The following is a 24,714-nucleotide window of genomic DNA, read 5'->3' on the forward strand; positions in this document are numbered from 1 at the left end:
AAATGCGGGATAAAAATTAATCACCGTATCTTTGCAGCAACGTCAAAGGGCTTATTCGAAAAATCGAATAAGCCCTTTCTTTTATTTCTTTCATATTCTAAAATAATAATAGAAGAAAGTAGTGATATGCATGCGACAGCCGCCAAGTTATCAATTGCTCACTATTTTCTTTTTAGGTTTCATCCGTTCACGCAAGTTCGGGTTCATTTGCGTATAGTTGTACATACGTAGAACGTAGTACATGCTTCTGGATTTTACCTGTAGACGTCATAGGAAACTCATCAACTAAAATGATTTTTTTCGGTACTTGGAAATTGGCTAAATGTTCACGACAATATCCATAAACGTCCTCCGCAGTTGCGCCATCTTTCACTTTCACAAAGGCTGTTACTGCTTCAATCCAACGTGGATGTGGTAATCCAACAACTACACAATTTTCTACATGCTCACAATCTAACATTTTTTGCTCCACATGAATAGATGCTACATTTTCGCCACCTGTTTTAATCAAATCTTTTTTCCGATCTACAAAAACGAGTAACCCATCTTCATCGATATAGCCTAAATCTCCTGTATGATGCCAACCAAATTTACTTGCTTCTTTTGTTGCTTCTGGATTGTTTAAGTAACCATTCATCACATTCGGTCCTCGATGTACAATCTCTCCAACTTGCTTATTTGGTAAAATGTTACCTTCGTCATCCATAATCGCTAAATCATTCACAATACTTGGTTCACCCCAATAGCTACCACGTTTTGTTAGTTGATATTCAGGTCTGAAAAATGCCGTTCCAGGATACATCTCTGTTTGACCTGTGGCTAACCAAAATTCTGCCCCTAGCTCCTTAATACCTGTTTCAAGTGTTGTTCGATCCATTTGGGTCATTGCGTATAAGCATTGCTTTAGCGAGCTTAAATTATAATTTTTACGTTCTGGATGGAAAATAATTGCCCGATACATTATTGGTAATAAAAATGTAAAGTTTACTTTCTCCTGTTCCACAATTTGCATTAATTCAACAGGGTCAAACTTTTTCATAACGGTAATTTTCCCACCAAGAATCATAATGGCATTAATAAATGTATGCTGTGCACAATGGAAGAACGGCATCATCCCCACCGTCGAAATGGTACGGTCTAATCCTAGCTCTATAATGGAGCCCAAACCAGCCAAATGAATCGATAAATGGGAAGTCATTACCCCTTTTGGATTACTCGTTGTTCCACTCGTAAACATAATGTGTGCGATATCTCGGTCTTGAATATCCACTTCAGGCTCCTCCATGCTTTCATCTTGATAAGCCTTGGTAAAGGAGTTTTCAGCATCATTTGCTGTCACAAGTAAGCAATCATACTGCTTTAGCAATGCTTCATGTGCCTTGTACAAAATATCATCCACGACAACAAGCTTTACTTCCGCAGCCTTTAAAATATAGTCAATGTCACTTGAAGTCAGCACTGGATTAACCGGGGCCCATATACATGCTGCCTTTTCAATACCGTACATAGCAACAATATGCTCATAGGAATTTAGACAAATCGTCGCAACACGATCCCCTTTTTGAAGCCCTTGATTTAGTAAATAATTAGCAAATTGATTCGTATGTTGAAACACGTCTTGAAACGTAAAACGCCGGTCCCCGTCAATGACTACTTCCTTATTTGGATAGCGCCACGCACTACGACGAATCGAATCTCCTAAAGCAATACGGTTTAACATCGTTATTGGTTGTTGCATCTTGCACACTCCTTCGCGATTAGTTGTCCTCAATCGTCATTCGCAACAAATTACTCGCAAAACATTTCCCTAAATTATCAACACGTAATGATGCAGAACCACCTCCCGCTAATGCTTCATCTAACACAAAATTCAACCCATAAACACTCGGTACATCATAACGCGTTACGTTACCATTTATGAGCCCTTGGAAATGTGTCACTACTTTTTCAGCGGTCACATATTCTTCTAACAAGGCATAGTGTTCAGGCGTTTTTGCAAACAGTGCAATATTCACTTTATTCCCTTTATCACCACAGCGCGCATTGGCAATCTGGACTAACTGGACCATTACACCACCTCCTGCACGATTGTTTCATACGTAATCGTAATAGCAGGTTCAATTAACATTCGGTCAATCAGTGTTGCCCACATGCCTAGCAGTTGCCTTGGTGGTAAATTCATTAATCCACCGAGTGATGGTGGACCATTTAGGCCTAGAGGAGGGATGAAACGTGGAATCGTGGCAACAATCTCTTTACTTTGTGCCTTCACTGCTATGCGTAAATAAATTTCATTTATATCATCAGTTGGCTCACTCGCTAGTGGACCGTGCAACGAATTATAGCCAACATAATCAAAATGCAATTCATCAATCGGTACTTTTTTCGCACGTATTTGCTTTTCAATAATTTGCGCTGCTCTTTGTGCCTTTTCATATGCTTTTGGCCAGCTATATCCTATTAATGTTTGACTCATATAGCCATCTCCGTAACCCATCACTACTTTTAACTGTCTGGGTGCTGGCTTGCCAAAAACATTGGACACACGTACTTGATGCTCACCGATTTCCTCCAAACACACTTGCGATAAATCTACAATGACATCCGGTGTAATATAACTAGACGGATCATGAATTTCATACAGTAATTGCTCCCGTACCGTATCAAAAGATACTAATCCACCACTTCCTTCTGCCTTTGTGATCATAAATTCACCGCTTTCACCGATTTCTGCAATCGGATAACCAATTGTGTCCATATCCCCAATGCTATGCCAATCACCACTAAAATTACCGCCAGTCGATTGTGCTGAACATTCCAGTAAATGCCCCATCAAAATACCGTGTGCAAGTTGATTCCAGTCATCTACCTGCCAGCCAAACTCGTATACAGCAGGTGCTAAAAACTGTGCTGAATCAGTCGTTCGTCCTGTGATGATTACTTCCGCTCCTTGCTTTAACGCCTCCACAATTGGCCAAACCCCTAAATACGCATTGGCAAACAAATAATCTCGTGTCGCATCAAATGGCTTATTTGTATCAGCATGTGATAAATCTACACCTTGCTCCTGCCAATTTTTTAAATTCGGCAATACATCGTCACCTGTCACAACAGCAACTTTTAAATCCGTTATTCCTAATTCACGTGCTACTCGCACTACTTCATCTTTTGCTGCAAGCGGATTAATACCACCTGCATTCGTTAACAATTTAATCCCTTTTTCCTTCACATAAGGTAACAGACTTTTCATCGCCACTGTTAAATCCTTTGTATAGCCTAATCGTTCGTCCTTATTTTTATCTTTTGCTAAAATAGCCATCGTCAGCTCCGCTAAACAGTCAAAACATATATACTGTACATCGCCATATTTAGCTGTATACACAGCCGCATCAATGGTATCGCCATAAAATCCTTGCGCAGCTCCAATTCGAATCGTTTTCATACACTCACCCCTATTTTCCAGACCACTGCGGGCTCCGTTTTTCTAAAAAGGCTTTTGCTCCTTCTCGTAAATCCTCACTTTTAAAGCTAATAAGTCGCATCGTGGATAGCACGCGCATCGCCTCTTCCACACCCATTTCTGCAGTCTCTTCAAAGGCGCGTAATGCCATTTTCACCCCAAGTGGGCTATAGCTAGCAATTGCTTTTGCTTGTAGTAACGCGCTTTCTAACAGTTGCCCATGTGGCACAACTTCGTGCAGTAAACCGACTTCCTTTGCTTCATTCGCATCAAGTACTCGAGCACTAAGCATTAGTTCCATCATACGTCGTTCGCCGACAGCACGTCTCACTAGTGGCAAAATAACGTACGGAACAAGGCCAAGCTTCAGTTCAGTTAAACCAAGCTTAGATTTTTCTGAACCAATCGCTATATGACATAAAGCTGCAAGTCCTGTGCCACCACCAAGTGCTGGACCATTGATTGCACCAATAACCGGTTTTATTAGCTGGTTTCGCATTTGAAATAAACGCGTACTACTTAGCCCATCTTCATACAGTTCAGGAACATCCATTTCTAAAAACTGCTTAAACTCCGCTAGGTTACCACCTGCACAAAAGCTTGAACCCGCACCTGTTAAAACGATTGCGCCAATATGTGTATCTTCATTTGCTTTCGTCAAAGCTGCAATCAATTCTTCCGTCATCTGCGTTGATAAGGCATTACGGCTTTGCTCATCATTCATCGTAATAACCGCTACATTATCTACAATGCTATAAAGTACTTTCTTCATTTCCTGTCCTCCTCCGCCATATGCACTGCTTGTACTTTTTACTTTAATAGTTCCGCTAGTGCACCATTGACATACCGTACAATAATCCTGTCGCAGCTGCACGATTCGACCATAAACGTAAATTGAATGCTTTCTAGTATTCCATTTGTAAAGCTGTCATCTGTAAACGTAAATGCTACGAAAGGTCATTTCCCAAACACTGTGCATTGACATTTGACAAGTTTACAACTGTCAACCTATTGTTTGTTGGCTTATCAGTGTCACTTGATTTTTTCTACTGCAAATACCTTAAAACCAACCACTGTTTGCGTACAAATAACTAATAAACCTGCTTCACCTACTTGTAGTACAAATATCTTTTGACCATTCAACAGCCACTGACCATCAAATTGTGCATACGATTACTTCTTCTGTCCATCTTTACTGCCCTCGTGTAAAGTAAACATTCATCGAACCCGCCTCACTAATCTGTCATGACTGCATCGATAAAACGTGGCTGGCGTTTTTCTAAAAAGGCACATACGCCTTCACGACCTTCTGCACTACTCGCACGTGCAGCTAAATAATTGGACTCTAGCGCCATTTGAGTATCTAAGCTTTCTTGGAAGGAATGATAAAGTAATTGCTTTGTTGTACCGTATGCTTCCATCGGCCCTTGCGCCATTTGTTTTGCTAACTCTACTACAAATGGTAATAGCTCTTGCTGTGGTAAAATTTGATTAACAATTCCCCATTCTTTAGCCTCTTCCGCTGTCAATTCACGGTTTGTATAGAGCAATTCAAAGGCGCGGCGTAGTCCAACAATGCGCGGTAAAAAGTAGCTTCCTCCTCCATCTGGAGAAAAACCGATTTTATTGTAAGCCATGACAAAGCGCGCATTTTCCGAGCAATAAATTAAATCGCATGCTAATGCTAAGCTCATGCCGCCACCTGCTGCAACACCATTAATCGCACCAATTAATGGCTTATTCATTTTCTTAAAGAAGGAAATAGTTTGATGGAAGTAAGCGGTTACTTTTTTAATGAGTGCACCAAGCTCAGCATCAGCTGCAAATGATTTTAAATTGCCGCCAACTGAGAATGCTGGACCTGCACCTGTAATCACCACTGCACGGATATCCGGATTTTCCGAACAATGAATGGCAATATCAAATATTTCTTCCGCAACTTCCAACCCTACTGCATTACCCGTTTCTGGACTGTTTAGCGTAATAATCGCCACATGGTCTTGTACTTCAAATAACACTTTACTCATCATCATCGCTCCTTATTTTGTAATGGATGTCTTTGGCATGTACTACTGCTCAACAAGATTAATTGTCATAACACATACTTGAAACTGAATATGACTAACGACCGCTAGCAGCACAACAATCCGAATTCTAATACTCCCTATTTCTGTTCAAACTGTTTTGCTAGCTTACTAGCATTACATGCAAGTTACATGCCAGTCGTAAAAACTAAAAGCCTACTCTTGAATATGATTCTATTGCCCCGAGAATTTTTTATCTACTGAAGAACAAACTAGCAATTTTATCTATTAACGAGTACTACCCCTAAGCAAAATGTAGAATATTCAGATTTCCAAAGAACGACCGATGCCATTTATTTTTCAAGAAAGTTTTGAGGAAAATAAATACGCTCTTTTTTTAGAACTTGGAATATTTAGTTGTTCACGATATTTGGCAACCGTTCTACGGGAAATGTCTATACCTTCCTGTTTCAATAAATAGACAATTTGTTGATCACTATACGGCTCATTTGTTGGCTCTGCCGCTATTAATGATTGAATAAGCTCACATATTGCACTCGGTGTTGAATTGCTAATGGCTTTTACAAATAGTTGTTGAATTGGCATGATACCATGTGGTGTCTGAATATATTTCCCTTTAATAGCTCGGCTCACTGTCGATTCATGGATTTCAAGGGCTTTCGCTACATCCTTTAATCCCATCGACTGCAATCCTTTTATCCCCTTTTCAAGGAAGAGATACTGATTTGTGACAATATAATCTACAATTGCATATAACGTTTTTTTACGAAAATCAATGCCTTGAACAAGTGTCACATAATCACGCATACATTCCTGCAAATAGTCATTGTCTGCATTTTTCAATAACTCAACATATAAATCATGCAATTTAATCTTTGGGGTCGCATGCTCATTTAATTCAATAAACCATTGCCCATCAATTTTCTGAACAGCAACATCAGGTACAATAAAAGGTGCAGATGAATGCAAGGTAATCGCTGGTGTTCGTGGCAATTGTTTAATATATTCAATCGTTTCAAGTACTTCTTCTACTGTCATGTTGTAACGTTTACTCAAAGCTGTAAAATCCATTTTGGCAACGGCTTTCGTTTCATGTAACATAAACTCTTTTGCTACTGTTGGGGCATCGTCATCTGCTTCGATATGCATCAGAAAAAATTGCATTACATTTTCCGCCCCTACTCCTACTGGTTCAAAGGTTTGTAATACTTGAATCATCTGTTTTGCATGTGCTTCAGTGATAGAAAATACAGTAGATACTTCCTTTGCTGTTACTGTTAAAAATAGTCGCTCATCTAATGCATAAACTAGATAACGTAAAATCGCTTTCTCTTGCTCACTAGCAAATAGCGGGATTTGTTCTAGCAACAAATCATAAACAGACTCCTGCTTGATAAACAACGGTTCGTAATTTGATCCATAACGAGAACCTTTTGCTGTTGCAAATTTTAGCCAGTCATAAGGTTTTTCCATTGTACTTATAACAGCATCGATCAATGGGTTTTCTAACGATTTTTCTTGAATCAATTCACCAAGTTCAATATTTGAAAGCTGTAAAATGTTTAAATGTTGAATGAGTTGTGTTGATAACTGCGGTGTAATAGTGTGATTTAATGAAAATTGTAAACGCACAACTAGCCCTCCATTTTCAGAAAATTCTATTTTAAATTACTGTACTTGAATTTTTCTACATCCGTCAAACAATTCTTTGTAATAGATTGAAAGCTTCATATATTAATACTTGCTAGAATTCACTGATTTAAAAAGAACTAGTCGTTCAAAAATCCCTCACATGTCTACCTCATTCTACAGCCGTTTCATTGCACTTCCATTAGTGCCACTTTATAATTGATAGAGAATCATAGAATGAAAATATGTAAGAACAGGAAGTTAAAACATGACAAGAAAAAAAATACTCACTTTAGCATCTCTTATTTTAGTAGTCATTGTCGCAGGGATTTTAACACTGACAACGACTGCTTCAAAAAAAGAAAAAGAAGCGATCGACACATTAAACGAAATGTATAACGAAGACTTTACAATAGCACAGTCGACAGCAGCGAATAATCCATTTAGCAATGATTTTAAAGTAACCGTTCAATCATTAAATACTCGCGCGGTCTATAATTTTGAAGTAAGGGACGGAGAAATTTTCGGGGAATACTATGCCGAAAATGTTAATATCGAGCTAAACAAATTAATCGAACAACGTATCAAAGGATTAGTTATGACGAATGCCCATCTAGCAGGTATAACGGAGGCTATCTCTTATCAAAATACAAATCTCGAAAAGCTTGACATTAAACTGATTACAAACGAAGCTGTAACAGATGAAAAGGCACAGGAAATCGCCAGCTTGCTTCAAACAGAAGTTGATGATGTAGCTATCCAGTTAGATGTATTAATAGTAGAAGATTCGAATGATTTTAACGGTGTAACCGAAGAAATCCAAACTTACTTCCAGCTCAGTACGATTACAGTAGATAGCTTTGAAAACTTAGATTATAAACTTCAAACATTTTCCTTTTAATGCATAGAAGACGTCTCTTTCCTATATTGGCAAAACATACTTGTTTTAATTGAGTGGATATTTAGGGCATCTTGATAATAGAAAAGTAGGTGTCCAGAAAGTAAAAACTTTCTGGACACCCCTTTATTCCTTAATAATTATCCATTAAGAAATATTGCTCCTGCGGTGGTCACATCAAAATGCCACCATCCTCGTCGCAAACATACTAACATTAGTAGTACAAACCAAGGCCATGGTTTGTGCTACTATTTTTTATAGTAGAAGTGAAGGAAAGTCGAACGGCCCCTTGGATCAAATAAGAATCCGTATCGCAAACAGGCTAACTTCACACCCTTATTTGAATCAGATTAGTATGTTGGATCCATTGAGATCGTGTAAAGAAAGTGGAATCGATAAGGCACTGTGAAGACTTCTATGATTGGCTAAAAAGGAGAAGGAAAGATGATCAAACATGTGGTGGCATTTGATGTCAGTATGGGAAAAAGTACGATGGTCATTTACAACCGCCATCGTCAATGCGAGTTTGAAGGAGAAATTCTACATAATCGGCCATCTTTTGAGCAACTTCATGAAACACTAGAGCAGCTCACCAAACAGGATGGACAGGCACCTGAAATTGTCTTCGAAGCAACAGGTGTGTATTCAAAAGGATTAGAGAAATTTCTGCAAGATACGCACTACCCCTACTGTTGTCTGAATCCGGTTCAGGCGAAAAAAGAAACAAAATCCATGAGAAGACAAAAAACAGATACAGCAGATGCGCATAAATTAGCCCAAACGCACTTCCGAAACGAGCGTGTTCATACCTATGTAGAGGACGATTATTATAAACAAATGCGGGCGTGGTCACGCTATTATGATGAGCTAGATACAGAAATCAATCATTTACATAATCGAATGCATGCCATTTTACAACAAAGTTTCCCAGAACTCGAAACACTCTTTTCTACACGTTCTGCGCTCTTTCTAAATATTGTGCAATTGTATCCACACCCTGATGAGGTACTTGCTCATTCGAAAACAATCATTCGTAATCGGTTAAAGCAAAATACACGAAAAAACCTTTCGCTTAAACGAGCAGAGGAAAAAGCCGAATGCTTATTAGCGGCAGCGAAGGATTCTTACCCAGCCCTATCCAATCAAGATGTTCGATGTGATCAAGTACGCGATTATGCTCAAAGAATAGCGGAATTAAAAGAAAAGAAAGAGCAATTTAAAGTGGTACCTATGTCAAGGACACAGTAAAAAAAGAGATTACGCAACTAAGAGATGGTTCCTGTATTGCGCAGGGGCCATCTTTTTTAGATTCCATTGATAACGATAATTGTTGTAATAGACCATGTAGTGATGAATCTTCGCTTTTAGGGCATCAAGTGTTTGCACAGATTCAAAGTCTACTTCATCTTTAAAATGACCGAAAAAGGATTCCTGTGGCGCATTGTCCCAACAGTTTCCTCGGCGTGACATCGATTGACCTAGCCTATGTTTCTTTAATAACTTTTGATATTTTGGGCTTGTATAATGTACCCCTTGATCTGAATGGATAAAGGCGTCTGGTTGGAGCTTGATTTTCTGATTGCGGACTAATTTTTCAATCGTTTTCGTTGCGATATCTAACGTGATTCGATCGGAGACATGATAAGCTAAAATTTCGTTGGTAGAGGCATCTTTTACGGTCGACAAATAAGCCATACGCTTTCCGTTATATGGCAAATAGGTGATGTCGGTTAAGAGTAATTTTCCAGGTACCCTTTGTTTAAATTCACGATTCAATTTATTTGGCACGACGCGATGTGCTTTCGTTGCTTTCGCCATTTGTTTATAGGGATTCGGTCTGCGGTGAGGGCACACAATCCCGTACTTGCGCATAATTCGCTGGATCTTTTTACGGCTCATGACGCACTGGAAGTCATGTTCGAGTGTCATTTTGATGGAGCGAGAGCCCTTTTTATAACCACGGCGATTAAACGCTTTTAAAATCAAATCTCTCGCTTCTAAATCCTTCCGTTCGTTCGCTGCTCGCATGTCACTGGTCTTTAAGAAACGATAATAACCAGAGCGAGAAACGTTTAATAGGTCACAAAAATAAGCCACCATGCGTTTAAATGGATGCTGAGCCAGTGTGTCTGAAATCAGTTGATACACCTTACTTGTGCTTCGTTTTTGACTGTCGTTTAACAGCCTCCTTTCTGTCGCTTCTAGCTTTTTTAGTAACTCCACTTGCCCCTCCAATAGTTGAATGCGTGCGGCTTGTCTTTCAATCACTTCAGTCGCTGTTAATTCGCGCTTTAGCGGTCTACCTGAACCAATTTTTCGTGTATCTGTTAAACCAATCAAGCCGTTTTTTTCGTACGCTTTTCGCCAGCGGAAGGCAGCCTGTTCGATTCGTTTCATACCAATGATTGCTTCATCAAAACCATATTCCTGAAAGATTTGACGAGGTGTTTTCCCTGTTAAGTATTCATCAATAAATTTACTTTTAAATGTATCTGTATAGGTAATTGTTCGTTCGCTTACGTGTTGTACATTTGGATTCTTTTGAAGTAGCTGTACCTCTTTTGGTGAAAATAAAATTTTACTCATAATAGCCTCTAGTCCTCTAATCTTGAATGTCTAGTATATAAAAAAATACCTGCAGTTAAAACACTCTTTTTCAAGTGTCCTAACTACAGGTACCATATTAATTGATCAAGCAGATGGTGGCACTTTCAGAAGAAAAAGTGGAATATCAGGTGTTGATGTCATTTCCAGGTATCGGTGAAACAACGGCTGTCCGGATTATTGGGGAGTTAGGAGATATCCGCCGTTTTAAAACACATAAGCAATTAAATGCATATGTAGGAATCGATGTACGTGTCTATCAATCTGGTAAATATGAGATGAAAGATATCATTAATCGTCGTGGGAACCGCCATTTGCGAAAAATCTTGTTCTTTATGGTGAAAACGATGATTACATTACGTCAAAAAACAAAAAATCATTTCGTAGAGTATTACGATAAATTAAAAACGCAACCTCAGGGGAAGCCCCATAAAGTTGCGTGTGTGGCGTGTATGAATAAGTTCTTGAAAGTCGCATTTCACCTTATTACACACGGGATAACCTATGCTTACGAAGCAGCTACCAACTATTCGTAATCGATTACCCCTACTATAACACAATGGACCTTGCGAAAAAACGAAAAATCGTTAGGTCTTTTTGGCATGGGAAATTTTTTTGTTTAGGAGGGGGTACCCCCTCCTAAACAAAAAAGTCATCTCTTCGCATTAATTATTTTTGCAAAATCTATTGACTAGAGGTAAGAAAGGTGCCGTCTCAAAATGTCTTTTCAGACGACCCCTTTTTTGCAAAATGTGTACTATTCGTTCATGTACCTTCTTATTTCCCTTTCGGTTTGAACGTCTTACAGCACGTATCAGAAGAATGGCTTGCCTCTTCAGTAATTTTGCGGAAGTCGAAATCAGCAGCAAACTCTGTATTCGCTTTGTTCTTATAATCGGGATGGTGATCCATATCAACGTTGATTTTTTCGGCTCCACAAATATTTCCCGTGGCATGGAATACACAATTCGATACAGTACAGTTTACTTCAACAGTTGGCATAATGCTTCTCCTCCTTGATGTGATACTTGAAGAAATATACAAAAGAGGCATATTAACTCCTTTTTCGTACTCTTCATAATGTATCTTGCCCACTTGGAGGAGTTTTTATTTTCTTTTATCATAACTTTTTTGCACTTTTGTACCAAAAATGGTATCAATTTTAGCATATTAAAAAAGCAGCTGTGACAGCTGCTTTCATCAATTCACTATACGACTACATCTCCACTAATGCGGCTACTTTATGGGCTGCCGCCTTTACTTTTTCGATTCCAGCAGCAACAATTGCATTTGCTTCCTGTGGGTTTGCATTATGCCCTTCAATAATCACTTCATCGATTAAAGCCATGCCAAAAATGTTCACTACCACATTACGTACATAGTTCACAGCCATTTCCATTGGCGCTGCTTCTGGGGCGGAGTATATACCACCACGCGCATTTAATATTACAGATTTTTTATCCGTTAATAATTGAACTAACTTCCCTTCCGAATTATATTTAAAGCCAAAGTTGACGGCATATGTGTAATCAAAAAATGTGTGTAATGGCGCTGGAATCGTTAAATTCCATAACGGAAAGGCAAATACTACAACATCAGCCTCTTTGATCGCTTGCTGTGCTTTTTGCTGTGCCGTAATTAAACGTGCCTCTAATTGCGTTAATTCTTCATTATTTTCTAATTTACCGTAAGCATTATATATATCTTGGCCAAAATAAGGCATATCTTCTTTAAATACATCGAATGTTGTCACATGAATGTTTTCTTTTTCTTCTAATTGTTGTATAAACACTTCGTACATTCGTGTTGAAACGCCATCTGGACGATTATTTGCTTTTACGACTAGTACATTCATCATAATCCTCTTTCCTTCATTAGTTTTCCACACTCAAGATTATTATGTACCATTTATGTAAATCCAATCTCATTGTTAGAAAAGAGGCTCTAATACACATAGCAAAAAACATTATTTTTTATTATCCTGTATGAACAAGCATATGATGCAGTAACATATCAATCAAAAGGAGCTGTAAATTGATTATTCATGTTGTTCGTAAAGGCGCGTCACTTTGGGAATTAGCGAATCGTTACAACATCCATGTAAATGCCATCCAGCAAATCAATCAACTACCAGATCCAGACCAACTATTGATTGGCCAATCGATCCTGATTCCTGTACCTGGATCCATGCATACGGTGAAACAAGGAGAAACGTTATGGACGATTGCACAGCGGTACGGCGTTTCGGTTAATTCTATTATCCTCACAAACGAACTGCCAAATCCAGATGTTCTCTATCCCGGTATGCGACTGTATATTCCACCTATCATCCACGTTGTTCAACCTGGGGAAACACTATGGCAAATCGCCAAACTGTATAGTATTTCTACTCAAGCAATTATTGACGCCAATCAAATTCAAAATCCAAATATTATTTATGCTGGCGTACAACTAATCATCCCAAGGGCAAAGCCAACGATTGAGGTAAATGCCTATACGTATCAAAGTGATGAAGCTGGGGCTAAATCTATCAATACACTCAGCCCTTTATTCACATACGTCAGTCCATTTGCTTATATGGTGAAAGAAGATGGAACATTAGAGCCATTTGATGATGATTTAATGCTAGCCGCAGCAAAAGCTCATGGTGTCATACCAATGATGTCTATTACAAACTTCACTTCAACAGAAGCTGGATCTAATTTAGCGCATATCGTTTTAGCCAGTCCTGATTTACGAGAAAAATTAATGACCAATATTCTTCAAGTGATGGATGCAAAAGGCTATAAAGGGATCAACGTTGATTTTGAAAATGTACTCCCAGAAGATCGTGAACATTATAATGCCTTTCTCCAACTGGCTGTAGACAGACTGCATCCAAAGGACTATTTTGTCTCCACTGCTGTTGCGCCGAAAACAAGCTCCACACAGCAAGGTCTCTTGTATGAAGCACATGACTACGAGGCGCATGGCAAGATTGTTGATTTTGTCGTATTAATGACCTATGAATGGGGTTGGAGAGGCGGACCACCAACAGCAATCTCACCTATCAATCAAATGAGAAGTGTTGTCGAATATGCCTTATCTGTTATACCAGCCGATAAACTCTTTTTAGGTTTTCAAATTTACGCAAGGGATTGGAAAGTACCACACACGAAAGGACAAGAAGCCGAAACAATTAGTGCCCAAGAGGCCATTCGACGTGCGAACCAATATGGTGTCACCATTCAATATGATACAACCGCGCAATCCCCATTTTTCCGTTATGTAGATGAACAAGGTCAGCAGCATGAGGTATGGTTTGAAGACGCCAGAAGTGCACAAGCTAAATTTGATTTAGTGAAAGAATATAACTTACAAGGCATCAGCTACTGGGTATTAGGCTACCCATTCCCTCAAAATTGGGTACTATTAGACGATAACTTTATCATTCGAAAATTAACGTATTAAGCTCACTAGAAAAGGGGCATCCCAGAATGACTCTCGGATGCCCCTCTTACACTTATTTTAAAGGAATTTCTACAATAGCGGTTGTCTCTAAAGGATTTGTTGATTCAATCGAAATATGACCGTCATATTTATGGACAATTTCCTTTACGATAAACAATCCTTGTCCTCTTTCCTTTCCTTGCTGTTCTTTTTTTGTCGTATAGCCCATTTGGAAAATCTGTTCCTTATCGACAAGGTTAGGTCCGGTATTGATAATTTTAAATATATAATGTGTCTCATTCGCTTCACAAATAACTACAATTTTACGCTCATGCTCCGGTAACTCTAGCGCTGCATCCATCGCATTATCAATTAAGTTTGACAATATTTTAATCAAATCCGTTGTTTTCAGTTGATTAAAGGAATGATGAAAAGCTGTAATATCTATGTCAATCTGATGATTTTGTGCAGCTAGTTTTTTCGTTTGCAATAAAATCGAAAGACCCGGATGATCGATATTTAGTTTAATTGATTCAATTGCCTGCGCTTCTTTATATAAAGCGTCCACATATTTTTCCGCTTCATCAACAGCCTCGATTTTTAAAAGCCCATGCATCACCTGAATATGATTCGTAAAATCATGTCTTAAAGAAGAGACAGAGGCGATTAATGTTTTAATTTCGTTTTGATACGTATCTTCTGTATAGCCTACTTCTGTTGCGACTTCTTTTTGATACCATCTTTGTAAAAGCCAAAAGGAAATAATTACAATGAAGATAAAAATACTATTGATAAAAAGAAGAAATAAATTATTTTCTATTGCTACTAATTTAATTTCATTCATTGTTTCTACACTAATATCAATACCTAAATAGCCGATTACTTGTCCATCTTCTTTCTTAATCGGTGCTCCAACCGTTAAATAAGTACCATATTGGGGATCTTCAATGATCTTTGTGGCATAGGATATTTTTTTATAATAAGCACCTGCCACCTGCGCTTCCGGTACAGTACAAAATTCTCCTATCGCAATCTTATCCGCTACCTCTTTCGGTCCACCAATAACCATTGACTTGGATACTTTCGGATTATCAATCTCAAGTGTATACACATACAAAGCGCCTATTTTTTCACTTGCATCAGTTAAATAATTTCTGATTGCCCAATAGTGTTCATTACGCACAGGATTATTTAAAAACTTTTCGTATGTGTCAATATCCATAGCAGCGGCAATAGACTGTGCCGCTGCTAAACTTTGATTGGCAATCGATTCTTCAACGATGACCTTCGTCCTTAACGTTGTAATATACAAACTGACACTAATAAAAACTACTAATAAAACAACGGCTAAAATAAAGATCCGCCTTATTTTATGTCTCTTCATAAAAAACTGTACATCCTTATATGTATATTAAAAACCTCTTTATAACGAACTATTAGATTATAGTAAGTGCGTAATTATAGAACGTTTGAGCATAAAAATACGCCCCTTAAGCCCTATAAATAAACGTTCTTCATTAAACCGCTAGTGAGTAAGTTACATTGTTAGTATTCTATCATATTATTAGCAAGTATGAAAATATTCCTATCATATAAGTAGAGATTACTTATAAAAAACAGTCATTTTAATGTTTAAATAAAACAGATTTTCAAACACTTTAAGGAGCACTAATATAGAGGGGTTCGATTAAATATCTGAATGGATATTGTGGGTGCCGTTTACGATTTTACTACACGGCTTACAAAGATAATTCGGTAGAAATACTTCGTGTTCAAACGCTCGTAATAGCGGTATGCTTTTTTGGGGGGATTGTTAGAAACATCATTCAAAATGGTGGTGGCATCGCTGCAGTCCGTTTATGTTAGGTTTAAAAAAAATTAGGGGCTATCTAAATCCGATGCCCCTTCATGCTTATTTTAAAGGAATTTCTACAATAGCGGTTGTCTCTAAATGACTTGTTGAATCAATCGAAATATGACCGTCATATTTATGGACGATTTCCTTTACGATAAACAACCCTTGGCCTCTTTCCTTTCCTTGCTGTTCTTTTTTTGTCGTATAGCCTTGGTGAAAAATCCGTTCCCTATCGACAATGTTAGGTCCGGTATTGATAATTTTGAATATATAATGCGTCTCATTCGCTTCACAAATAACTGCTATTTTACGCTCATGCTCTTGTAATTCTAGCGCTGCATCCATCGCATTATCAATTAAATTGGACAATATTTTAATCAAATCCGTTGTTTTCAGTTGATCGAAGGAATGATGAGCAGTCGTAATATCCATCTCGATCTGGTGATTTTGCGCAGCTAATTTTTTCGTTTGCAACAATATGGAAAGACCTGGGTGATCAATATTGAGTTTAATCGATTGAATTGCCTGCGCTTCTTTATATAAAGCGTTTACATAGTTCTCCGCCTCATCCACAGCTCCGATTTTTAAAAGCCCATGCATCACTTGAATATGATTTGTAAAATCATGTCTTAAGGAAGAAACAGAGGCAATTAATGTTCTAATTTCATTTTGATATGTATCTTCCGTATACCCTACTTCTGTCGCTACTTCTTTTTGATACCAACTTTGTAAAAGTAAAAAGGAAGCAATAACCCCTAAAGTAAATACGACATTGAGTTCAAAAATTTTCACATTATTTTCTTGAACCGTGTTTTGAATACTCTCGATTGTCTCTGCACTTATATCGACCCCCAGATAACCAATAATTTGCCCCTTTTCACCTTTAATTGGTACGCCAACCGTTAAATAAGTACCATACCGAGTATCCTCAATGATGTCTGTCACAAATGGTTTCCTTTCAAAATAAGCGAATCTCACTTGCTCTTCCGGTACACTACTGACCTCCCCTATTGGAAAATCGTTTTTAAATTCTTTACTTTGGGGATGTCCTACTATCAATGCTGTTGACACTTTTGGGTTGTCAACCTCCATTGTATACACATACAAAGCCCCTGTTTTTTCCCTTGCGTCATTTAAATAATTTCGAATCTTCCAATACTGTTCCGTGCGCGCTCGGTTACTTAAAAACTGTTCATATGTATCAATATCCATTGCTGAAGCAATCGATTTCGCCGCCGTTAGACTTTGATTTACAATGGACTCTTCCACTGTCATCTTCGTCCTTACAGATGTGGAATACAAACTTATACTAATAAAAACCAATAATAAAACAGCGGCTAAAATAAAAATCAACCTTATTTTATGTCTCTTCATAAAAATTGTACATCCTTATCTCTATATTCAAATCCCCTTTATACCATACAATTGAACTACGAAACCTACCTAATTCAGGGCTTTTGCAAAATATTTTGTCTAGATAGATTAGCAACTCTAATACTAAATGATATAGACAGAATCAGACACCTTTCACCTAATCTGTTCTTCATCCACCTTCCTAAGTACCACAAATCCGCCTCTGATTAACTCATTTGTGAATAAATATGTTGTCATTATTCTATCATAATATCAACAAGTATAAATATACTCCTGTCATACAAGCAGAGAGCACTTGTAAAAAACATTCATTTTAATGTTTAAATAAACAATTTATCCCTAACTTGATATATTTTACTCTCGTTAAATATGGTGAAAATGTCTCAGAAAGCCTGTCCTTGTCCAAACTAAAAAAGGGGCTAATCCACAAATACTTATGTTTAGGTAGCCCCTATTTTCTTGATAACGGTCTAGAAACTATTCAAGTAAAATATTCAAACTTCGCATTTGGAAAGAATTTTTCCATATACTCACTTAAATACTTTTTGATATCTTCCTCTTCTTCTTTTTGATAAATGTATTTACCGATGCCGTACTTCCCCCATTTATACCGCCTTGTCGATTCATCTAACGTTAACTTCGTCTTCGGATAGTTTTTTTTTTTGGATGACCTTTTTAGCAGGCTTCGTAAATCGGTGCTGAATAAACTCAAACGTAATATCATCCCGAGCGTCTTGTGGTAACTCTGCGTCTAAGCGCTCAAACATATGATAGTAGCCTTCTTTCCAACCTTCGTGCAAGTAAATCGGTGCGACGATGAACCCTAGTGGATAGCCCGCTCTCGCGACTTTTCCAGCTGCCTCAATTCGCTGAGCTAATGGCGAAGTGCCTGGTTCAAAGTGTTTAATGACATAATCGGCATTGATGCTAAAACGAAATCGGGTATGCCCGTTATGTTTCGCATCAAGTAAATGATCAACATGGTGAAATTTCGTCACAAACCGTAATCTCCCGTGTTCCGTTTGACCAAAATGTTCAATTGCTCTTTTTAGCGTATGTGTTAAATGGTCAATGCCGACAATATCAGACGTACAAGAAGCTTCAAATCGTGTAATGTCCGGTGCACGTTCCGCTATATACGCATCCGCCGCTGCCAAAATCTCATCCACATTCACATATGTACGGACATAAGGCTTGCTTCCCATCGTCGTTTGTAAATAGCAATAATGACAATGCCCCATACAGCCGGTCGCAAATGGGATCGCATATTCCGCAGATGGCTTCGATGTGTCAAACTTCAGCGTCTTTCGAATGCCCACCACAAGTGTCGATTTGGCCATCCGATACTGTTGAAATTCATTGTCTCCTGGCAGGTTTCGCACCTGGTTATGAGAGGTCGTATAGCGAATCTCAACACCTAGCTTTTCAAATTTTTCTTTCAGTTCTCTTCCTAGCGGATACTCCAGTGCTTTCGGTTCAAAATAAACAAGCTGAGGGATGAACGGTTTATTCATATTAGTTCTCTCCTGTAATACGTATTCCTTATGCATATTGAGTCGACATATCGCCCATATTCATTCCCTTTCACACAACATCACCTTCCTCTAATGTCAGTGCATTTAGGTTGGCTTATAAAGAAGGATTTATAACTCGGTGTAAACTGCCAAATTAAATTAAAAATCTTGCATAGGAAGGCTTGTGCTACGATAAAAGTGAATATTTCTTTATATAAAAAAAGTTCCTCTTATAAGAGAAATCAAAAGAAGGGAGTGCCCAGAAAGTAAAAACTTTCAGTACACTCCCAGCAATCCTTAATAATTATCCGTTTGGAAATTTCGGTAAAGAAATCATTGCCTTAAATAAATCACCATCTACTTGAACAATAAACTTTCCGTGTTGTATATCAATGAGGCTTTCAGCAATCGATAACCCTAATCCGCTTCCCTGGCTTGACCTCGATTCATCACCGCGCTTAAAGCGTTCCATTAACTCCTCTGCGGAAATATTTAATTCATAGGCAGAAATATTTTTGAATGTCACGCGTATTTCATTCCCTACATCTTCAACATCAATATATACCCTTGATGCAGGCTGTGCGTATTTAAAAATATTTGAGAATAAGTTTTCAATCGAGCGCCATAGGAGTTTACCATCTGCCCTTACATACACCTTTTCGGTTGGGTGCGATAGCTTAAAATCTAATGACGATGCTTCAATTTTTTCATCCATTTCGCCGATGCCTTGTGTGATTAATGATACGATATCAATTCGCTCTAACTGCACAGGCATATTTCCACTTGATGCTTTAGCCGCTTCAAATAAATCGTCCGTTAGTAGCTTCAACCTTTTCGATTTTTGATCTAATACATCGATATATTCAGCAATTTTTTCAGGGTCGTTTTCTATTTTTAACAAATCCACATACGTAATAATGGACGTTAAAGGCGTTCGAATATCATGCGAAACATTCGTAATAAGCTCTGTTTTTAAACGCTCACTCTTAATCTCACTATCTACAGAATTTTTCAATCCATCCGTAATACGATTAATATTTTCTGCAAGTTGGCTAAACTCCCCTGTTCCATCTACGTCAATTCGATGATGAAGATCCCCATTTTTAATTTGCTCCACGCCTTCTTTAATGCGGTTAAACGACTTTACCTTTCTCATCGCAAACCAAACAGCTAGCCCGATCGTAATAGGAAACATGAAAAATGTTGCTGCCACTATTAATGGATAACCAATAACAAGTAGCGCAATTTTCACCCCTGTACGCCCACTATCAAATACATTTTTTCCCCAGATAAAGACCTTATAGAGAATTTGATAAATGAGTGTATGCTGCAGCAATGTTCTATTTTTCATATGCTTGATGAGCGATAAAATCAGCAGTAACGCAATAATATAAATTGGTACGGTGATAAGCATGTACAGCTCATGCACACCTTCAACAATCATTGTATCCATCACCGCTATCCACATCGGTATTAGACAAGTAATTAACAAAATATTAAGGTCATTATATAGCTTGTCGATAACATTAAAATGAATTTCTGTATCTTTAAATGATGTTCTGCCAATTACAATGACTAAATACACAAAGGATAAAATAAATCCAGCTAAAAATACAATGAATTCATAAAAATTACGTGTAGCAATCTCTTTATCTTTTTCCCATTCCGTTATTTTTTGTTGTAAGAACGGCTCTGTAAACGCGACATAAATAATATCCGTTTGCGGATTTAATTGTTCAATTTCGTGTGTGAAATAATTAAAGTACCTATTTTCTTTCACTTCATCTGGGTAAATTTTTTGTTGATAATCCTCATATAGCATATACGCACTAAATGATTCAAATTGCTCTCGCTTCGTTCGTTCACTATTAGAGAAGACATGCTCTCCGTCAGTCGCATAATACACGATGCCTTCTTGTGATTCGAGTGTGTCAAGTAACCGATAAAAATCTCTTACCTGTTCTCTTATTTTTGCGTCTTTTTTGTAATTTATGTCATCTGCATATTGTTCTTGATAAATACGATTATTTTCCACTTCACTTAAATTCGGATTATATCTGTACGAATAACGGTAATCATAAAACAACTCTTCTTCAATCTCTCTCATCTCTTCTTCAGCCAGTGCTTTACCGCTTAAAATATATTCTTCACTTTTATATTTACTAATTAATTGTGTGAGGACAGTAGTAAGCCCTTGAGTTTCACCAGCGAATGCCCAGCTTTCAAAATAATGATTGTGATATATACTGCTAAAATCGGCCTCATATACAAATTCCGTGTCGATGATAGCCTTTATTGTCCCTGTGATACAAACGATCGCAAGCACAAATACTAACACTTTCGTAATAAGTGCATGACTAATATTTCTCAACTTTATACCCCACTCCCCAAACTACTTTTAAATACTTTGGCTCTTTCGGATTAATTTCGATTTTTTCTCGAATCTTCCGAATATGAACCGCCACTGTATTTTCTGGATTGATGGCCCTTTCATTCCATACTTTTTCATAAATTTCTTCAATGGTGAAGACTCTCCCCGCATTTGCTGTAAGAAGCTTTAAAATTTTATACTGTACTGGTGTCAAATGAACCTCTTCTTTATCCACAGTAATGATTTTCCGTTCATCATCAATCGTGAGCCCACCCGTTTGATGTACAGAACTGTTCACCTCAAGGCTACCAAATGTCGTATACCTTCTGAGCTGCGATTTCACCCTGGCTACGAGTTCTAGCGGGTTAAAAGGCTTAGCCATATAATCATCCGCTCCGATATTTAAACCGAGTATTTTGTCATGATCCTCCGATTTAGCAGAAAGCATAATTAACGGAATCATGTTCTCTTGCCGAATCTTCATCGTCGCCGTAATGCCATCCATTTTCGGCATCATAATATCCATAATAATGAGGTGAATTGTGTGATCGCGAATAAGGTCAATCGCCTCTACCCCGTTGTATGCTTTGAATACTTGATATCCTTCATTTTCTAAATAAATGCTAATCGCCCTGACAATTTCTTTATCATCATCACAAATCAAAATGTTCAATTCCATTCACTCCTCCATCGCTTTCGGCTCATGTGATCACCCCTATAGGATTCGTATAAGGACATGATACTAAGTAAATCTTAACAAACTCACACACCAATTCTTAAGATTTTCTTAGTGTTTTTTCCATGTAATTGTCATTATGGTGAATTAAATGATTGTGAGCTTCTAAAAAATAAAGAAGCACCTCCGTAGAAGTACTTCTTTTCGCTAACTATTGGTATAGTGTACTGCCAGATTCTTTAAACTCTTTTGCCTTTTCCTTAAGTCCTTCTTCAATTGCTTTCGTTTCTTTTTCTTTAACACTATTGCGAATGTCATGTGAGATTCTCATGCTGCAAAACTTCGGTCCACACATCGAACAAAAATGAGCTACTTTTGCTCCTTCCGCTGGCAATGTTTCATCATGATATTCTATTGCTCGTTCAGGATCTAATGATAAATTGAACTGGTCTCGCCAACGGAATTCAAAACGTGCTTTCGATAAGGCATCATCTCGTTTTTGCGCTCCCGGATGTCCCTTTGCTAAATCAGCTGCATGAGCGGCAATTTTATACGTAATGACCCCTTCACGTACATCGTCTCTATTTGGTAAGCCTAAATGTTCCTTCGGTGTCACATAGCAAAGCATGGCCGTACCAAACCAACCAATCATAGCTGCACCAATGGCAGATGTAATATGATCATAGCCAGGTGCAATATCCGTCGTAAGCGGTCCTAATGTGTAAAACGGTGCTTCCTCGCAAATTTCTAATTGTTTATCCATATTTTCTTTAATAAGATGCATTGGTACATGGCCCGGTCCCTCTACCATCACTTGCACATCATGCTTCCATGCGATTTTTGTTAACTCACCGAGCGTTTCAAGCTCTGCAAATTGTGCTGCATCATTGGCATCATGAATAGAGCCTGGGCGTAAACCATCTCCAAGCGAAAAGGCCACATCGTACGCCTTCATAATTTCGCAAATTTCTTCAAAATGCGTATACAGGAAGTTTTCTTGGTGGTGAGCTAAACACCACTGTGCCATAATCGATCCACCACGTGACACGATGCCTGTTAAACGATTCGCTGTTAATGGAATATAGCGTAACAGCACACCTGCATGAATCGTGAAATAATCTACTCCCTGTTCCGCTTGTTCAATTAATGTATCACGGTAAATTTCCCATGTCAGATTTTCTACGATCCCATTTACTTTTTCAAGTGCTTGGTAAATGGGCACAGTCCCTACTGGAACAGCTGCATTACGGATAATCCATTCACGTGTTGTATGAATATTTTTGCCTGTAGACAGATCCATAATCGTATCAGCGCCCCAACGTGTAGCCCAAATCATTTTTTCTACTTCTTCTTCAATCGATGAAGAAACCGCAGAATTCCCAATGTTGGCGTTCACTTTAACGTGAAAATTACGCCCAATAATCATCGGTTCTAACTCTGGGTGGTTAATATTACATGGAATAATCGCACGACCTCTTGCTATTTCACTACGCACAAATTCAGGGTCCATATTTTCTCTAATTGCAATAAACTCCATCTCTGGTGTAATAATGCCCTTTTTCGCATAATGAAGTTGAGTCACATTTTTTCCTTCTTTCGCACGCAGTGGTTGGCGCTTTAAGTTCGGGAAAATGTTTTGCTGAGCACGCGGGTCATGTTCATTTTTATAGCCATTGTCTTCTGGCTTCACTTGCCGCCCTTCATACATTTCTACATCTGCTCGTTCCTCAACCCACTTACTACGAAGAGCCTCTAACCCTTTTGTTATATCAATGGAAGCGTGGGGATCCGTATAAGGTCCACTTGTATCGTAAACTTGCACGGGTAGATTTTCCTCTTCTCCTACTGTACTCGTCGTTGGGCCTAGCACAATTTCTCGCATCGGCACTTTGATATCTGGTCTTGAACCAACCGCATATACTTTTTTACTCCCCGGAAAGTTAGACATAATCGAAATGTTTTCTTTGTTTAATGAAGTTGATGACATAAAAAAACTCCTCCTTTATATTGGTAAAGGACGAGATCTAGATCAATCCAGTAGTAGTGAGGCAAACAGAGCTACATGAGTAGGAAGACACAAATAGGTCAAACTAATATCACTTTTTGCAGATACCTTTTAAATTGATATTTCCCTATCCGCAAAAAAAGCTGAATCCATTTATTATAAAGATAAACGGACCCAGCTTACGATATGTATGTAGACATTTGCACATATACTAAAGATTTCTAACTTCCCTACGCTGGCATGATCCAGATCAGGTCCAAAGGGTCAAGAAACTTCCATGCGTTTCCCTCTCAGCCCAACTCATTGGACTCCCCTAGTTAACATTATTCAATTACTACCATTGTACATTATTTCCATCTAAAATAAAAGAACTCTTTTCAACTATTTCGTAATGGACGCGTTCGGATAGAATTTTTTTCGTTAATCTATTATGCTACCGCAGTGTTTTGACCGGATACGACAGCTTTTTGCTCGGATACCGCACGTTTTGACCGTTTACCATGGGCTTTTGCTCGGATACAATAAGGTTTTGCTCGTACTTGCGTTGTTTTGACCGGATACGACAGCTTTTTGCTCGGATACCGCACGTTTTGACCGTTTACCATGGGCTTTTGCTCGGATACAATAAGGTTTTGCTCGTACTTGCGTTGTTTTGACCGGATACAACAGCTTTTTGCTCGGATACCGCACGTTTTGACCGTTTACCATGGGCTTTTGCTCGGATACGACAAGGTTTTGCTCGTATAGCGTTATTGAGACCGGATACCACAGTGTTTCATTCAAAATAAAGCGCTCTATGACTAATTACTGTAATAAAAAAGATAGAAATTCACTAAAAAAGAAGGTTCATTTAC

19 protein-coding genes, 1 pseudogene and 1 riboswitch are annotated in these 24,714 nt (G+C 38.2%); of the genes and pseudogenes, 4 read left to right on the top strand and 16 right to left on the bottom strand.

The genetic code is table 11. The annotated features are described in order from the left end of the window. Positions 1-187: 187 nt before the first annotated feature. The 6 genes from ACQQ2I_RS11630 to rpoN form a co-directional block, all read right to left on the bottom strand. The gene (locus tag ACQQ2I_RS11630; RefSeq protein WP_431026964.1) at positions 188-1,738 is read right to left on the bottom strand and encodes a class I adenylate-forming enzyme family protein; all 1,551 of its coding nucleotides are present in this window, start codon (positions 1,736-1,738) and stop codon (positions 188-190) included. A 19-nt stretch (positions 1,739-1,757) separates the two neighbouring features. Then, positions 1,758-2,069, bottom strand: a complete 312-nt coding sequence (locus ACQQ2I_RS11635; protein WP_431026965.1) for an AtuA-related protein — start codon at positions 2,067-2,069, stop codon at positions 1,758-1,760. Next, positions 2,069-3,442, bottom strand: a complete 1,374-nt coding sequence (locus ACQQ2I_RS11640) for an acyclic terpene utilization AtuA family protein (RefSeq protein WP_431026966.1) — start codon at positions 3,440-3,442, stop codon at positions 2,069-2,071. The genes ACQQ2I_RS11635 and ACQQ2I_RS11640 overlap by 1 nt, the downstream gene beginning before the upstream one ends. A 10-nt stretch (positions 3,443-3,452) precedes the next feature. Beyond that, on the bottom strand, positions 3,453-4,232 hold the full coding sequence (locus ACQQ2I_RS11645) for an enoyl-CoA hydratase/isomerase family protein (protein WP_431026967.1): 780 nt from the start codon (positions 4,230-4,232) through the stop codon (positions 3,453-3,455). Positions 4,233-4,695: 463 nt separating this feature from the next. Next, a complete protein-coding gene (locus tag ACQQ2I_RS11650) occupies positions 4,696-5,487 on the bottom strand; it encodes an enoyl-CoA hydratase/isomerase family protein (protein WP_431026968.1) in 792 nt (263 codons plus the stop codon). A gap of 357 nt (positions 5,488-5,844) precedes the next feature. Continuing rightward, positions 5,845-7,137 carry an RNA polymerase factor sigma-54 gene (rpoN, locus tag ACQQ2I_RS11655; protein ID WP_431026969.1) on the bottom strand — a complete coding sequence of 431 codons (1,293 nt, stop codon included), beginning with the start codon at positions 7,135-7,137 and terminating at the stop codon, positions 5,845-5,847. Positions 7,138-7,402: 265 nt separating this feature from the next. Here rpoN and ACQQ2I_RS11660 point away from each other — a divergent pair, with 265 nt between their 5' ends. Both ACQQ2I_RS11660 and ACQQ2I_RS11665 read left to right on the top strand, forming a co-directional pair. Further along, a complete protein-coding gene (locus ACQQ2I_RS11660) occupies positions 7,403-8,035 on the top strand; it encodes a hypothetical protein (protein WP_431026970.1) in 633 nt (210 codons plus the stop codon). A gap of 441 nt (positions 8,036-8,476) precedes the next feature. After that, positions 8,477-9,280: an IS110 family transposase gene (locus ACQQ2I_RS11665; protein WP_431026971.1), complete on the top strand. Its 804-nt coding sequence runs from the start codon at positions 8,477-8,479 to the stop codon at positions 9,278-9,280. A gap of 9 nt (positions 9,281-9,289) precedes the next feature. Here the strand turns inward: ACQQ2I_RS11665 and ACQQ2I_RS11670 are convergent, their stop codons facing one another. Then, positions 9,290-10,618: an IS3 family transposase gene (locus ACQQ2I_RS11670; protein WP_431026972.1), complete on the bottom strand. Its 1,329-nt coding sequence runs from the start codon at positions 10,616-10,618 to the stop codon at positions 9,290-9,292. Between the two features lie 101 nt (positions 10,619-10,719). Here ACQQ2I_RS11670 and ACQQ2I_RS11675 point away from each other — a divergent pair, with 101 nt between their 5' ends. Beyond that, positions 10,720-11,172: a transposase gene (locus ACQQ2I_RS11675; RefSeq protein WP_431026973.1), complete on the top strand. Its 453-nt coding sequence runs from the start codon at positions 10,720-10,722 to the stop codon at positions 11,170-11,172. Between the two features lie 241 nt (positions 11,173-11,413). Here ACQQ2I_RS11675 and ACQQ2I_RS11680 read toward each other — a convergent pair whose 3' ends face one another. Together ACQQ2I_RS11680 and ACQQ2I_RS11685 are read right to left on the bottom strand one after the other, a co-directional pair. Next, on the bottom strand, positions 11,414-11,638 hold the full coding sequence (locus tag ACQQ2I_RS11680; RefSeq protein WP_431026974.1) for a DUF1540 domain-containing protein: 225 nt from the start codon (positions 11,636-11,638) through the stop codon (positions 11,414-11,416). A gap of 214 nt (positions 11,639-11,852) precedes the next feature. Further along, positions 11,853-12,491 (bottom strand): FMN-dependent NADH-azoreductase, encoded by a 639-nt coding sequence (locus ACQQ2I_RS11685; protein WP_431030498.1) that lies wholly within the window; start codon positions 12,489-12,491, stop codon positions 11,853-11,855. 179 nt (positions 12,492-12,670) lie between these two features. Between ACQQ2I_RS11685 and ACQQ2I_RS11690 the strand changes: the two genes are divergently transcribed. Next, positions 12,671-14,086 (top strand): LysM peptidoglycan-binding domain-containing protein, encoded by a 1,416-nt coding sequence (locus ACQQ2I_RS11690; RefSeq protein WP_431026975.1) that lies wholly within the window; start codon positions 12,671-12,673, stop codon positions 14,084-14,086. A gap of 52 nt (positions 14,087-14,138) precedes the next feature. Here ACQQ2I_RS11690 and ACQQ2I_RS11695 read toward each other — a convergent pair whose 3' ends face one another. From ACQQ2I_RS11695 to ACQQ2I_RS11725, 7 genes and pseudogenes are all read right to left on the bottom strand, one after another. Then, entirely contained in the window at positions 14,139-15,449 is a 1,311-nt protein-coding gene (locus ACQQ2I_RS11695; protein ID WP_431026976.1) for a sensor histidine kinase, read from the bottom strand. A 528-nt stretch (positions 15,450-15,977) separates the two neighbouring features. Further along, positions 15,978-17,294: a GHKL domain-containing protein gene (locus ACQQ2I_RS11700; RefSeq protein ID WP_431026977.1), complete on the bottom strand. Its 1,317-nt coding sequence runs from the start codon at positions 17,292-17,294 to the stop codon at positions 15,978-15,980. A gap of 481 nt (positions 17,295-17,775) precedes the next feature. Then, a pseudogene (gene splB / locus ACQQ2I_RS11705) lies at positions 17,776-18,808 on the bottom strand (spore photoproduct lyase). Between the two features lie 304 nt (positions 18,809-19,112). Continuing rightward, positions 19,113-21,179, bottom strand: a complete 2,067-nt coding sequence (locus tag ACQQ2I_RS11710) for a histidine kinase dimerization/phospho-acceptor domain-containing protein (RefSeq protein ID WP_431026978.1) — start codon at positions 21,177-21,179, stop codon at positions 19,113-19,115. Continuing rightward, positions 21,166-21,858 carry a response regulator transcription factor gene (locus ACQQ2I_RS11715; protein WP_431026979.1) on the bottom strand — a complete coding sequence of 231 codons (693 nt, stop codon included), beginning with the start codon at positions 21,856-21,858 and terminating at the stop codon, positions 21,166-21,168. The genes ACQQ2I_RS11710 and ACQQ2I_RS11715 overlap by 14 nt, the downstream gene beginning before the upstream one ends. 208 nt (positions 21,859-22,066) lie before the next feature. Beyond that, positions 22,067-23,842 carry a phosphomethylpyrimidine synthase ThiC gene (gene thiC / locus ACQQ2I_RS11720; RefSeq protein ID WP_431026980.1) on the bottom strand — a complete coding sequence of 592 codons (1,776 nt, stop codon included), beginning with the start codon at positions 23,840-23,842 and terminating at the stop codon, positions 22,067-22,069. A gap of 228 nt (positions 23,843-24,070) precedes the next feature. Continuing rightward, a riboswitch (TPP riboswitch) is annotated at positions 24,071-24,185 on the bottom strand. Between the two features lie 170 nt (positions 24,186-24,355). After that, on the bottom strand, positions 24,356-24,643 hold the full coding sequence (locus ACQQ2I_RS11725) for a hypothetical protein (RefSeq protein WP_431026981.1): 288 nt from the start codon (positions 24,641-24,643) through the stop codon (positions 24,356-24,358). Between the last annotated feature and the right edge of the window lie 71 nt (positions 24,644-24,714).

It is taken from the genome of Lysinibacillus sp. LZ02 (assembly GCF_050613145.1).
Taxonomy (GTDB): domain Bacteria; phylum Bacillota; class Bacilli; order Bacillales_A; family Planococcaceae; genus Lysinibacillus_B.

Excerpts from the sequence above, each read along its gene's own strand:
- ACQQ2I_RS11695 (WP_431026976.1), bottom strand. The coding sequence starts at position 15,449 with ATGAAGAGACATAAAATAAGGCGGATCTTTATTTTAGCCGTTGTTTTA.
- ACQQ2I_RS11635 (WP_431026965.1), bottom strand. The coding sequence starts at position 2,069 with ATGGTCCAGTTAGTCCAGATTGCCAATGCGCGCTGTGGTGATAAAGGG.
- ACQQ2I_RS11700 (WP_431026977.1), bottom strand. The coding sequence starts at position 17,294 with ATGAAGAGACATAAAATAAGGTTGATTTTTATTTTAGCCGCTGTTTTA.
- ACQQ2I_RS11670 (WP_431026972.1), bottom strand. The coding sequence starts at position 10,618 with ATGAGTAAAATTTTATTTTCACCAAAAGAGGTACAGCTACTTCAAAAG.
- ACQQ2I_RS11680 (WP_431026974.1), bottom strand. The coding sequence starts at position 11,638 with ATGCCAACTGTTGAAGTAAACTGTACTGTATCGAATTGTGTATTCCAT.
- ACQQ2I_RS11630 (WP_431026964.1), bottom strand. The coding sequence starts at position 1,738 with ATGCAACAACCAATAACGATGTTAAACCGTATTGCTTTAGGAGATTCG.
- ACQQ2I_RS11650 (WP_431026968.1), bottom strand. The coding sequence starts at position 5,487 with ATGAGTAAAGTGTTATTTGAAGTACAAGACCATGTGGCGATTATTACG.
- ACQQ2I_RS11665 (WP_431026971.1), top strand. The coding sequence starts at position 8,477 with ATGATCAAACATGTGGTGGCATTTGATGTCAGTATGGGAAAAAGTACG.
- thiC (WP_431026980.1), bottom strand. The coding sequence starts at position 23,842 with ATGTCATCAACTTCATTAAACAAAGAAAACATTTCGATTATGTCTAAC.
- ACQQ2I_RS11660 (WP_431026970.1), top strand. The coding sequence starts at position 7,403 with ATGACAAGAAAAAAAATACTCACTTTAGCATCTCTTATTTTAGTAGTC.
- ACQQ2I_RS11645 (WP_431026967.1), bottom strand. The coding sequence starts at position 4,232 with ATGAAGAAAGTACTTTATAGCATTGTAGATAATGTAGCGGTTATTACG.
- ACQQ2I_RS11640 (WP_431026966.1), bottom strand. The coding sequence starts at position 3,442 with ATGAAAACGATTCGAATTGGAGCTGCGCAAGGATTTTATGGCGATACC.
- ACQQ2I_RS11715 (WP_431026979.1), bottom strand. The coding sequence starts at position 21,858 with ATGGAATTGAACATTTTGATTTGTGATGATGATAAAGAAATTGTCAGG.
- ACQQ2I_RS11685 (WP_431030498.1), bottom strand. The coding sequence starts at position 12,491 with ATGAATGTACTAGTCGTAAAAGCAAATAATCGTCCAGATGGCGTTTCA.